Genomic DNA, 12,012 nt, shown 5'->3' on the forward strand with positions numbered 1-12,012 from the left:
GTCAAAGGCAGGCTCCGTGCCAGCCTCCTGCGTCACGTGATACTGCATCGGCGTGAGTCGCTTGCGGAGCGCCTCGTGGTCTACGTAGCGGACGTAGCTCTCACGTGCTATCTGTGTACGGCCGATGTGACAGTAGCCCCCAGGGTTCTTGCGTAGATACTCCTGATGGTATTGCTCAGCGGGGTAGTAATTGTCCAAAGGCTTGCACTCGACCACGACGGGGTCAGCATAAGCCTGCTGTAGCGAAGTGAGCGCCTTCTCAATGATCGGTCGTTGCTCCTCTTTCGTGTAGTAGATGCCCGTGCGGTACTGCGTGCCTTGGTCGGCTCCTTGGCGGTTGAGCGTGGTGGGGTTGATGACGGTAAAGTAGCGCTCTAGGATAAAGCCTAGTGGCACACGCCCTGCATCGTAAACTACCTGCAGTGTTTCGGCAAAGCCCGTTTCGCCTGTGCAAACTTCCTCGTAAGAGGGCTGTCGACCGAGCGTGCCATTGGCATAGCCCACCTCGGTAGAGACGACTCCGTCGACCTCCTCAAAGAAGGCTTGCATTCCCCAGAAGCACCCCCCAGCGAGATAGACGGTGTCTAGCTCTTGAGGCTGTGCGGTTTCTCTAGACATAGCGTTAGTGAGGATAATGGTCGTGCAACTTATAATCAATGCAAGTGCGACCCACTTTGTACGGCTTGATAAGGTCATTTACTATCTGGACATGAGCGGGGTGTGTAGCGTAAGCTGAGAGAGCCTCTAGATCCTCTACATCAGCTTGAAGCATAAAGGTAGACTCCTCGTTGGGGTTGCAGTTGAAGAAGACCTCCATCGACTCCAGCTCAAGGATCTGCTCGGGGAGGTTCTCGAGGAGGTGCTCGATCTGCTTCAGATGAGCCAGCTGCTCCTCAGCGGAGCCGGGTAGTTGTAGCGTGAAGATGACGCAATGACGTATCATGTGTTATGGGAGAAGTAAAGGGTTAGACGATTAGTGGTGTGGGAAGAGTGTTGAGCAGGTGCCATCCTTCATGCACTCTATCATCTGCTCATCAAAGAGCGAGTCCTTGTAGCCTAGGAAGTAAAGGATGCCATCGAGACCAACGGACGAAATGCGTTGCTCGGCACTTGCCTTGACCTTGGGCTTAGCGTGAAAGGCGATACCTAGTCCTGCTAGCGAAAGCATCGGCAGGTCGTTGGCACCATCGCCTACAGCTACCGTCTGCAAGAGATCCACACGCTCTACCTGAGCGATCAGACGAAGGAGGTCAGCCTTGCGACGCCCATCGACCACGTCGCCCACGTAGCGACCCGTGAGCTTGCCATCAGCCACCTCTAGTTCGTTGGCATAGACATAATCTATGTCAAACTTCTTCTGCAAGTAATGCCCGAAGTAGGTGAAGCCTCCTGAGAGGATAGCGGTTTTGTAGCCCATTACCTTGAGCGTGCGCATAAGTCGCTCACATCCTTCGGTAATTGGGAGGTTGTGTGCTATATCCTCCATGACAGAGACGTCCAGCCCCTTGAGTAGAGCGACACGCTCCGTAAAGCTCTCGATGAAGTCTATCTCACCGCGCATAGCTCGCTCGGTGATTGCCTTGACCTGGTCGCCTACGCCAGCTCTCATCGCCAGCTCGTCGATCACCTCGGTCTGGATCAGCGTCGAGTCCATATCGAAGCAGATCAGGCGACGCATACGGCGAAACATACTTTCCCTCTGGAAGGAGATGTCCATGTCAAGCTCGCCACTCATCTGCAGGAGGTCTAGCTGGAAGGTGTGGACATCCTTGATATTGCCACGCATGGAGAACTCGATGCTCGCCATCGGAGCCTGCTGCGTTTGGTCTAGCGGGATACGACCCGTGAGGCGACGGATGTTATCAATGTTAAGTCCCTGCTCCGCAGCCGCTCCAGCGACAGCCGAGAGCATGCCAGCGGTCATCTTGCGTGCTACGACAGTGATGATGTAGCGGTTCTTGCCCTGCGCATTGACCCATTCGCCATATTCGTTTGTAGAGATAGGGGTAAAGCGTATCTGTACGTTGAGCTCGTACCCCTTGAAGAGTAGATCCTTCAGTACGGAGCCCGAGTCATCTTCATTCATCTGGAAGAGTATGCCCAGGTTCAGGTGACTATGTATGTCTGACTGACCAATGTCTAGGATATATGCGCCATGCTCTGCGAGGACGCCCATGAGCGAGGCGGTCACGCCAGGGCGATCGTAGCCCTGTATGGTCGCCAGCATCAGCTTGCCTCGTTCATTTAGTGTTGGTGTATTCATCTGATTAGGTTAAGATAAGTCGTTAGTATAATGGTTTTACGCTTCAAAGGTAGTGAAAAATCCAAACTCTTGTAGCTCTACTTTGTTTTCCACCGCTGGAACTGGAGAGTTCCTTCCTTGGAACTAAAAAGCTCCAAGAGGGGAACCATTTTTGGAACTCGTAAGTGATACGAATACAGTGCCGTACAAATGATGCGAAGTGTGGCAAGGCAAAGAAATAGGGGCCGCCGACCGATAAGCCGACCGCCCCTAAGCTTCTTAAGTTAGTGCGCTGAGTTAGATCGCGTCTGGACCGGAGACGTACTCGAAGTTGCCACCGCCGAGACCCTTGTAGGTGAAGGTCACGGTGCTATTGGTATAGTTTTTCCGTAGACCAGTGGTGATGACGTACATCTGGTCAATGCCGTTGGTCTGTGCAGGCTTGTCCGCATAGCGTGCCCTGAGGATGAGCTTGAGACCCTCCTTGATGCGCTCTAGGCGTAGCTTGAATAGATCCTCGGCAGACTTGCCCTCCTCATCGGGACGAGCCCCGACGCTCTTGCCGCCGTCGATGTTGAAGTTCTTGTAGTGAGCACTACCGCAGAACCACCACTCCTCATTGTTGGGATGCTTCTCGCTGATGTAGTCGGGCTTATTAGCCTTGACCCATGCGTGCAGTATCATAAAGTCGTCGGCCGTCAGCGTGAAGCGGATGGTCGGGTCGAAGATCCACTGCTTGCCGATATTGACAAACTGGCTTGAGGTCTGAGCCACACGCCACTGATTTCCCTCGAGCTTGAAGCTCTGGTACTCAGGCGTGGTGAACTTGTTTTCAAACCACTCGTAGACCACGATAAGCTGATTACCTGGCTGAGCGTATGGCATGCTCTGCTGCAGTAGCTGCGGAATGTACCGCTCGGGGAGCATCGAGCTGCTGAAGTTGTCGTGCGTACTGCCCATAGCTTGGTACTCTGCGGGTGAGATGACCCTGTAGGTGTGGCTATCTGCGAGACGCTCTCCGATGAAGAGCATGTTGCGCTGCCCATCAGCGAGAGCTACTTTCGCTAGATAGCTGGTACCCTTGTCCGCATAGGTCGTTGCGAGGTACTTGCCGAGCTTAGTGATCTCATCTTTGGAGAGCTTGTTAGGGTCTTTTGCCGTGAGACCAGCTTTGGTAGCATCGTCGGCTGAGACCGTGACTGATATGAGTTTGTCCAAAGTGGCATCCTGCTGCATGGCATAAGAGACGGTCACGGCAGAGCCCTTGCCCCACTCGGGGTACATCTTAGCTATGAGGGCTGGGACGTACTTGTCGGGAGAGACCCAAGCGGTGAGCGTGCGGTTCGTCTTGACATAGTTCGCCTCATGCTTGACCTGCTTCATAAACTCCTCCTTGCTAGAGCCGGTGTAGCCCGCCTCCTCCTGCTTGGTAAAGGCTGTGGCGATCGTCTTGTAGTCAGCATCGGTGAGAGCGTAGGCGACACTCTTCTCTATTGGATGGTCTACCGAGTCTAGTTCTTTGTATATCTGCTCCATCGGATTGCAGGCGGTGAGCAGCAGGAGTGCTGCGGCTGCAAGGAGCTGTGTGATCTGTTTCATATTATTTGCGTGTCTGAGAGTTAGAAGTTAATGCGTAGACCAGTAGCCCAGTTGGTGCCGAAGCCGTAGTAGACGAGCGCTGACTTCATGTCGTGGTTCTTACCATCGCGAGCGTCGGAGATGTACTCGGTGTTGGTCACGTTGTTGACATTGATGTAGACGGTAGCGTCACAAGAGCCGATGTTAAAGCGGTAGTTAGCACCTAGGTCTAGCGTAAAGTAGTCAGGCATACGCCAAGCATCCACTTTGTCGGTCTCCTTGGAGCGGTTCGTCGGGTCAAAGTCTGCGTAGTTCTTGCCAGCATAGTTGAGGTCAGCCTTGAGACGGAAGTCCTTGAGCGCCTCCCACGAGATACCGAGTGCAGAGGTCATCTGAGCTGAGTTGCCCACGTGTACGCCCTTGACAAAAGCATTGATCGTGCCGACATATTGCTGCGCATCGTCGAAGACATCAGCCTTGACGTCGTCAGCCCAGATCCAGTCGCCCCAAGAGAACATGAAGCGAATGTCAAGTGGCTTGATCGGCGTATAGGTAGCCTCCAGCTCGACGCCCGCGTGGCGAGCATCTAGACCAGAAATGTTGGCCGTTGTGTTGTTGCCCATACGACGTGTGAGGCTCTTGTCCAACCACTTGGTATAGTAGCCGTTGAGGTCGATGCGAAGTTTTTGCATCTTAAAGCCGTAGCCGACCTCGCCCGTGAAGACGCGCTCGTACTTAGCACCCGTATTGATGGTCGTGTTGTTGCGGAAGAAGACATTGCGAAAGTATGGCGCAATGGTGAAGTAACCCGCATTGACGAAGACGTTGCTGTGCTCGAGGAACTTGTAGCTGGCACCAGCCTTGACACTCCAAGGCAGGTAAGTAGCCCACGGAGAGACGATCTTATCGGGAGGGGTCAGCGCATCGTACTTCTCGCCTGTACCGCCAAGGTTGACGTAGCGGTAGCCTTTGTGCGAGATAGCTCCAGAGATGAAGGCGTTGAAGTTTTCGCCCGTGAACTCACCCTGTGCGAAGAGTCCGTTCCACAAGACCTCACCGATGTTGTCAAACTGTATATGGTCGCCCACCTTGAGAGGCTGGTAGGGCTTGTGGTACATAAGCTTGGTCGATGAGTTCTGAGGCTCTATATAGTAGTCACCACCGAGTAGATCCTCGATGACCTCACGGTGGATGCCCTGATAGAAGCGTCCATCGAAGCCAGCGGTTAGCTTGAAGAGGTCGCTAAACTTATTGGTGTAGTAGGAGAGTAGGCCGTACCAGTTGTGCGAGTTTACCGCATTACTGAAGATGAGCTGAGAGCCGTTGTCAGAAGCTCTATTGGCCTCCATAACACGATCGAAGTCTAGCAAGCCATCGGGAGTACCCATAAAGGCTGCGGGGTCTTTCGGACGACCGGTGTTGTAGTCGATTGTGAGCCAGTCGGTCTTAGCACCACGTATGCGACGGCCACCACCATTAGAGATAGAGGCGTAGACGGAGGTGTAGATGCTGCTCTCCTTATTGATATCCCAGTAGTGGTTCAGGGAGATCTGAGGCTTGTGGTAGAAGTTGCGAGCGTAGGCACCGCCCTCTATTTGTCCATTCATATAGCCGTAGCCACGGTTGAGGCGACGGCCCTCAGCTGCGTTGTGATAGTCCTCGATGAGGTACATCTGTCCACGCTGGTTGTGCCACTGGGGTGCTCCAAAGGCGGTGAAAGATAGACGATGGTGGTCGTTGATGCGCTTAGAGACGTTGACGAAGTAGCTCCAGCCGACGAAGTTAGTACCACGGACGTAGCCATCGCCTTGGCTACGAGAGCCTGCGAGAGAGATAGCCCAGCCGTTGTCCATAAGGCCTGTAGAGACATTAAAGGAGGTCTTGAGGAAGCCATCATTACCTACACCTGTGTAGATGCTACCGCCCTTCTTGGCATCGGTGCTCTTGGTCACCATATTGATGGTACCTCCGACGGAGGAGAGACCTAGCTTAGAGGCACCTAGACCACGCTGCACCTGGATGAAGCTGCTGACGTCGTTGAGACCGGCCCAGTTGGACCAGTAGACCTTGCCTGTCTCCATATCATTGATAGGCACACCGTTGATCAGGACACCTATATTATTAGAGTCGAAGCCACGCAGGTTGATGCGGGAGTCACCAAAGCCACCGCCACCCTTGGTCACGTAGACTGAAGGAGTCGCCTTGAGTAGCTCGGGGAACTCAATGTTTGGAGCTTGCGTCTGGATAGCTTTCATTGTGACGTTGGAGACGGGCACTGGCGTCAGTCGATCCTTGGGCACGACCGATGCGATGACGCGCACCTCGTCTAGTCCGATGGCATTGGTCGCCATGTAGACCTTCCCAAAGTCGTAGTGCCCCTGTGCAGAGGCTGGTACACGCAGTTGCGTTGTCTCATAACCAACGAAGCTCAGTGTGAGCTGACTGCCAGCCGAGACACTAAGCTTGAAGGATCCATCTAGCTCGGAGTAAGTACCAGAGGTTCCGCCATTGGTGTAGACGGTTACGCTAGGCATAGGCTCGTCCGAACCCTTCTCAAGGATTTTGCCCGTCACCTGCACCTGCGCAAGCGACGAGAAGCTACTCGCTAGTAAGAGTGCGAGCGCTGTAGTGATAAGCAATAAACGGTTCACGATAAATTAACTGTTAGTGATTAGTATCTTCTAGTGTAGCAACGGCTTAGAGCTGGTTAGCAGTATCGACATGAGCTCTAGCTACTGGCAAAAGTAACTAAAAGCCTTAACAAAACTCGCTCTTGGCTGTTTCATATCTGTTAAACTCAGACGAGATGACACAATAAAGCCCAGCACCTCTCAATATATACGAATGAGTAGTACTGGGTACAGAAGACGTAGGAAGCACCCCAACTGGGGACTCCCTACGTAAATATTCTATATCATCATCGTAGAGGCGCTACTTATCTCGTGAGCCTATGTAGAGAACACGAAGGCTCTCATAGGAGCAGGCTCGTAGTAGGGTAGTCCTCGATGGGTCTTAAGCGTCTAGCTCTTCCTGGCGGAGTGACTGCACGTAGCGAGCCTTCTCCATCATGCGACGATTGACGTCTGAGGGCTTCTGGAATGCTTGGCGCTTGCGTAGCGTGCGGACGATACCGGTATCGTTGTACTTACGCTTATAACGCTTGAGCGCACGCTCGATGTTCTCGCCCTCTTTGATTGGTACAATTATCATACTTGTCTAACTGTTCTTTGTGTGTTATATTTGTTTGATGAGAATATTTTTTTGGGACAATCTCTGCTTGTCCTTTACTTCGGAAGGCAAAGGTACGAACTTTATTTGAACTGGTCAACACTTCCGATGTCTAGAGTATGTCAGAACGTCCCAAGCACAGTAATTCTGCACGGAGGAAATCTTGAATCCCTCACTGAAAAAGAGATATTCTCCACGGAGACGAGAGATAAAACTTCGGAAGAATGAAATGAAACTTCGGAAGAAAGAAATCAAAGTTCCGAAGAATTATTTCTTTCCTCGCTGGAGAATCAGCAACAGCTCCGTGGATTTTTCTGATTTCCTCCATAGGTACACTGAGCAGGTGCGATAGGCGTGTATCTTAGTCTAGCCTTTTTTGTACCTTTACGGATGAAATGAAAATAGACTGTGCCGTATGATGAAGCATATCGTATCTATCGAGCAGTGCGCTGAGCAGGATATACTGCGTATCTTGGATCGGGCTGCACTCTTTGAGGCTAATCCTAATCGCCATCTAATGGATGGGATGGTGGGTGCCACCCTGTTTTTCGAACCTTCGACGCGTACCCGACTGAGCTTTGAGACGGCGGTCAATAGGTTGGGCGGACGAGTCATCGGCTTTTCCGATCCTAAGTCTAGTAGCTCGACAAAGGGAGAGTCGCTGAAAGACACCCTCCTGATCGTCTCTAACTACGCCGACGTGATTATTATGCGGCACTACCTAGAGGGCGCCGCTCTCTATGCTACGGAGGTATCGCCCGTGCCGATTGTCAACGCTGGCGATGGTGCCAATCAGCACCCTTCGCAGACGCTCCTCGACCTTTACACGATTCGCTCTACGCAGGGCACTCTCAAGGATCTACACATCGTGATGGTGGGTGACTTGCGCTTCGGACGTACGATCCACTCGCTCATAGAGGGGATGCGCTTCTTCTCGCCTCGCTTTACCTTCGTCGCACCGCCTGAGCTGAGGCTTCCCGAGGAGTACAGGCAGTATTGCGATGAGCATGATCTGCGCTATGAGGAGACCTCGCTCTTTACCTCTGAGGTGATTGCCGATGCTGACATACTCTATATGACTAGGGTGCAGCGGGAGCGCTTTACCGATATGGAGGAGTATGAGCGTGTCAAGGATGTCTACATACTTAATAAGGAGATGCTACAAGGGACTAAGGACAATCTCCGCATCCTCCACCCACTACCTCGGGTCAATGAGATTGATATCGATGTGGATAGCAGTCCCAAGGCGGAGTACTTTCGCCAAGCTCAGAACGGGCTCTACATACGCCAGTCGATACTCTGCGAGGTGCTCGGTATAGAAGTTGATAAGTAACACACTACACACTATGAATGCTAAGTCTCAGAAAGCTCTAATCAAGCAGCAAGAGGGGATGATGGTCACAGCCATCTGCAATGGCACCGTGATAGATCACATTCCCCCCAGAAAGCTCTTTAAGATAGCCCATCTCCTACAGCTCGAAGATATGGAGGAGCCTATCACGATAGGCAACAACTTAGATAGTCGCTACCTAGGCAAGAAGGGTATCATCAAGATCTCTGGACGGATGCTCTCCGATGAGGAGGCAAGCCGTATAGCGCTCCTTGCCCCTGATGTGCATGTCAATATAATTAAGGATTATGAAGTGGTGGAAAAGCGGACGCTACACCTCCCGGAGGAGATCATTGGCTTCGTTAAGTGCCCCAATGCTAAGTGCATTACGAACAATGAGCCAGTGTGTACTCACTTTCACCTAATTGATGCCGAGCACGAGGTGCTGCGCTGCCACTACTGTGGACGCAAGGTCTCGGAGGAGCGCATCGAGCTACAATAATCTAATCCAAATAACTTTGAATACTATGACAGATCAAACTACAGCCCCTAAGTCACGTCGTGGTCTCACCTTAACGATCATCGTCGTGGCTGTCGTACTGCTCCTTGTCTTTTGGGGCGTGGGTCAGTACAACTCGCTCGTGGTGCTAGACGAGCAGGTGAATACCTCGTGGAGCCAAGTGGAGAACCAATACCAGCGCCGTGCCGACCTAATCCCTAACCTTGTGGAGACGGTCAAGGGCTACGCCTCTCACGAGCGTGAGACCCTTGAGGGGGTGATCAATGCGCGTGCTAAGGCTTCGCAACCAATCGTACAGGCTGGTGATGGAATGACTCAAGAGCAACTGAATCAGTTCCAGCAAGCTCAGGGAGACCTAACCAGTGCACTCAATAGACTGATGGTTGTGGTGGAGCGTTATCCTGAACTCAAGGCAGACGAAAACTTCCGTCAGCTACAAGCTCAGCTAGAGGGTACGGAAAACCGTATCACGACGGCTCGTATGGACTTCAACAATGAGGCGCAGCAGTACAATACGAAGGTACGTCGCTTTCCGACGAACATCTTCGCGGGACTCTTTGGCTTTCGTCAGCGTCCTTACTTCCAGGCAGAGGCTGGCGCAGAGCAAGCTCCTCAAGTGAAGTTTTAGTTGTTAGAGATTTAGGGATTAGAAGTTAGAGGTTAGAAATTAGAGATGAGATCTTTCTAGCCCCTAGTTCTTCTAATCTCTAACCTCTAACTTCTAATCTCTAAGTCCTCTTATGAAGCGCACGTTACTCTTCCTCGGACTATTGCTATCCTTCTGGGCATTACCTGCTCAGAAGGCTTTGTCGTGGGAGGATATCCCCAATGTACAGCTACAGGACAGCACGCAGTTTGTCTCGGACGTAGCGCACATCATCGAGCCTGAAGCTCTACAACGTATCAACGAGACGCTCCAAAGTCTGCGCCAGACGCATGGCGTGGAGGGTGTCGTCATCACCCTCCCGACTATAGGCGATGGAGGCTCTATCGAGGAGCTCGCACTAGGGATACTGCGTGGCTGGGGCGTTGGCTCTAAGGTTGACAATAGTGGCTTCGTCATGCTCATCTCGCTAGATAGTCGTCAGATACGCATAGAGACGGGCTACGGACTAGAGGGCGTGCTACCTGATGCGCTCTGTAGTCAGATCATCGCTCATCGTATGGCACCACACTTCAAGCGTGGTGACTATAGTACAGGTATTCTCTCGGGCGTGCAGGCGATACAAGAGACCATCTCGGCCAACTACGAAGGGGCTACTCGCACCGATGGTACCGAGGAAGGTCAAGTGGCGGAGGGTGTGTTCAATGGATTGGTGGTCCTCTTGGTGCTGATCCTCTGTGTCGTCATGCTGGCCTCTTACCGAGACAAGCAGACCGCTCCAGAGCAAAGGGTCAAGCGACTCAATAGGCAGATTGTAAGCTTCGTATTTATCGCCTTAATCGCAATGATCGGTGGAAGCTTCCTCTTTATAGCGAGCGCCATCGTCGTACTCTTTGCTCTCTACGCTATCCTGCGCTATCGCCTCTCTCAGGAGGCGCTCCGCTGTGCAATATGCCATCAAAACAAGTTGCAACGACTCTCCAGCACGGATAAATTATCGCTCCTTACGCCCGCACAACAATTGGAAGAGCGACTTGGTAGCGTGCACTATTTGGTCAAGCAATGCGACAACTGTGGTGCTGTAGAGCGTTATGGCGAAGTAGTCGGAGGCTCACCCTACAAGCGTTGTCCGCACTGCGGAACCTACGCTATGCAGCGAGTCGGTACGCAGCGTCTGCGCTCTACCGATCGGCGTATCGCCTATATCAACCGTGAGGAGTATCACTGCCTTTACTGTGATCAAGATCACCACAAGGATGACACAGTCTACCGTGACGATGGCTCGGGCTTTGTCACGGGAGCTATCATAGGTTCTATCCTCGGAGGATCATTCGGACGAGGTGGCGGCGGTTTCAGCGGTGGCGGTTTCGGAGGCGGAGGCTTCGGCGGAGGTTCAGGCGGTGGCGGTGGAGCCACTGGTGGCTGGTAAACGTGTGCTATACCTTATATTTTAAGTATTATGTCAATATTACTCTACTTCTTACTACTCATCCTAGGCTTGGTTATGATTACTGCTGGGGCTAATTACCTAACCAGTGGCTCTGTGACGATTGCCGAGCGCCTTGGCGTGTCGCAACTGGTGATCGGTCTCACGATTGTTGGCTTTGGCACATCAGCCCCTGAACTAGTCGTGAGCATCACCTCGGCTTTTGCCAATAAGCCTGACATCGCCATCGCCAATGTGGTGGGAAGCAACATCGCTAATATACTTCTTATCCTAGGCGTTAGTGCTGTGATCTACCCGCTCCGTGTGACGCACGATGCGATGCGACGGGATATACCGATGGCCATGCTGGTCACGGCCATCTGTCTCGTCATGGCGAGTGATCATCTTCTTACGGGGGGCTTCTCGGGCAACATCATTGATCGTGGAGATGGCATCATCCTGCTCGGCTTCCTCATCTTCTACCTTTATCTAGCCTTCATGTCAGCTCCTAAGGAAAAGACGCTAGAAGCTGACCAACCACCCTTAGAGACCAAAAGCGCTAAGCCCGCAATGCTTCTATCGATTGTTAAGGTCATCGGTGGACTCGCTCTTCTAATCTTCGGTGGACGCTTATTCGTTGACAATGCCTCCAGTATAGCACGCTCGTGGGGTGTGAGCGAAGCAATCATCGGACTCACCATCGTAGCCATCGGGACCTCGCTACCAGAGTTGGCGACATCAGTCGTGGCAGCTGCCAAGCGTCAGCCAGACCTTGCCATCGGCAATGTCGTGGGGAGTTGTATCTTCAACATTCTCTTCATCCTCGGCGCCTCAGCTACGATTACGCCTCTAGTTCCAGCGGGTATACAGCTTATGGACTATATGATAATGGTGGTGGCTGTCTTCCTCCTCTTCATCTTTAGCAACGTCATGGGGCGAGCTATGATCAGTCGCAAGGAGGGCGTGGCGCTACTCATCGTCTACGTCGCCTACATGACCTACCTTATAATACAGGCTCTATAGCGCGCTACTACTCAAACAAAACGACACAACGAGGGGACTCAATCAGATGTGGTTGAGTCTC

The 12,012-nt window shown here is 52.4% G+C and carries 11 protein-coding genes; 5 read left to right on the forward strand and 6 right to left on the reverse strand.

Annotation, left to right across the window (positions count from 1 at the left end):
- The 6 genes from msrA to rpsU form a co-directional block, all read right to left on the reverse strand.
- Positions 1–618 (reverse strand): peptide-methionine (S)-S-oxide reductase MsrA (gene msrA, locus Q0X57_RS04915; RefSeq protein ID WP_297728485.1); only part of this gene is annotated, 618 nt, incomplete at its 3' end.
- 4 nt (positions 619–622) lie between these two features.
- On the reverse strand, positions 623–943 hold the full coding sequence (locus Q0X57_RS04920) for a Dabb family protein (RefSeq protein ID WP_297728488.1): 321 nt from the start codon (positions 941–943) through the stop codon (positions 623–625).
- A 30-nt stretch (positions 944–973) separates the two neighbouring features.
- Entirely contained in the window at positions 974–2,263 is a 1,290-nt protein-coding gene (gene serB, locus Q0X57_RS04925; protein WP_007365088.1) for a phosphoserine phosphatase SerB, read from the reverse strand.
- A 276-nt stretch (positions 2,264–2,539) separates the two neighbouring features.
- Positions 2,540–3,841, reverse strand: a complete 1,302-nt coding sequence (locus Q0X57_RS04930) for a hypothetical protein (protein ID WP_297728493.1) — start codon at positions 3,839–3,841, stop codon at positions 2,540–2,542.
- 20 nt (positions 3,842–3,861) lie between these two features.
- Complete coding sequence (locus Q0X57_RS04935) at positions 3,862–6,474, reverse strand: TonB-dependent receptor plug domain-containing protein (RefSeq protein WP_297728508.1); 2,613 nt, start codon at positions 6,472–6,474, stop codon at positions 3,862–3,864.
- 358 nt (positions 6,475–6,832) lie between these two features.
- Complete coding sequence (gene rpsU / locus Q0X57_RS04940) at positions 6,833–7,030, reverse strand: 30S ribosomal protein S21 (RefSeq protein ID WP_025882577.1); 198 nt, start codon at positions 7,028–7,030, stop codon at positions 6,833–6,835.
- A gap of 436 nt (positions 7,031–7,466) precedes the next feature.
- Here rpsU and pyrB point away from each other — a divergent pair, with 436 nt between their 5' ends.
- From pyrB to Q0X57_RS04965, 5 genes are all read left to right on the forward strand, one after another.
- On the forward strand, positions 7,467–8,381 hold the full coding sequence (gene pyrB / locus Q0X57_RS04945) for an aspartate carbamoyltransferase (protein WP_297728512.1): 915 nt from the start codon (positions 7,467–7,469) through the stop codon (positions 8,379–8,381).
- A 13-nt stretch (positions 8,382–8,394) separates the two neighbouring features.
- Positions 8,395–8,880, forward strand: coding sequence for an aspartate carbamoyltransferase regulatory subunit (gene pyrI, locus Q0X57_RS04950; protein WP_297728496.1), 486 nt, complete (start codon positions 8,395–8,397; stop codon positions 8,878–8,880).
- Between the two features lie 25 nt (positions 8,881–8,905).
- On the forward strand, positions 8,906–9,526 hold the full coding sequence (locus Q0X57_RS04955; protein ID WP_297728499.1) for a LemA family protein: 621 nt from the start codon (positions 8,906–8,908) through the stop codon (positions 9,524–9,526).
- A 112-nt stretch (positions 9,527–9,638) separates the two neighbouring features.
- Positions 9,639–10,931: a TPM domain-containing protein gene (locus tag Q0X57_RS04960; protein ID WP_297728502.1), complete on the forward strand. Its 1,293-nt coding sequence runs from the start codon at positions 9,639–9,641 to the stop codon at positions 10,929–10,931.
- Between the two features lie 30 nt (positions 10,932–10,961).
- Positions 10,962–11,951, forward strand: coding sequence for a calcium/sodium antiporter (locus tag Q0X57_RS04965; protein WP_297728505.1), 990 nt, complete (start codon positions 10,962–10,964; stop codon positions 11,949–11,951).
- Positions 11,952–12,012 lie beyond the last annotated feature (61 nt).

It is taken from the genome of uncultured Porphyromonas sp. (genome assembly GCF_947254915.1).
Classification (GTDB): Bacteria; Bacteroidota; Bacteroidia; order Bacteroidales; family Porphyromonadaceae; genus Porphyromonas.

What these genes read in the sequence shown, in the direction of transcription:
- Q0X57_RS04920 (WP_297728488.1), bottom strand. Translation starts at nt 943, where the DNA reads ATGATACGTCATTGCGTCATCTTCACGCTACAACTACCCGGCTCCGCT.
- serB (WP_007365088.1), bottom strand. Translation starts at nt 2,263, where the DNA reads ATGAATACACCAACACTAAATGAACGAGGCAAGCTGATGCTGGCGACC.
- Q0X57_RS04930 (WP_297728493.1), bottom strand. Translation starts at nt 3,841, where the DNA reads ATGAAACAGATCACACAGCTCCTTGCAGCCGCAGCACTCCTGCTGCTC.
- rpsU (WP_025882577.1), bottom strand. Translation starts at nt 7,030, where the DNA reads ATGATAATTGTACCAATCAAAGAGGGCGAGAACATCGAGCGTGCGCTC.
- pyrB (WP_297728512.1), top strand. Translation starts at nt 7,467, where the DNA reads ATGAAGCATATCGTATCTATCGAGCAGTGCGCTGAGCAGGATATACTG.
- pyrI (WP_297728496.1), top strand. Translation starts at nt 8,395, where the DNA reads ATGAATGCTAAGTCTCAGAAAGCTCTAATCAAGCAGCAAGAGGGGATG.
- Q0X57_RS04955 (WP_297728499.1), top strand. Translation starts at nt 8,906, where the DNA reads ATGACAGATCAAACTACAGCCCCTAAGTCACGTCGTGGTCTCACCTTA.
- Q0X57_RS04960 (WP_297728502.1), top strand. Translation starts at nt 9,639, where the DNA reads ATGAAGCGCACGTTACTCTTCCTCGGACTATTGCTATCCTTCTGGGCA.
- Q0X57_RS04965 (WP_297728505.1), top strand. Translation starts at nt 10,962, where the DNA reads ATGTCAATATTACTCTACTTCTTACTACTCATCCTAGGCTTGGTTATG.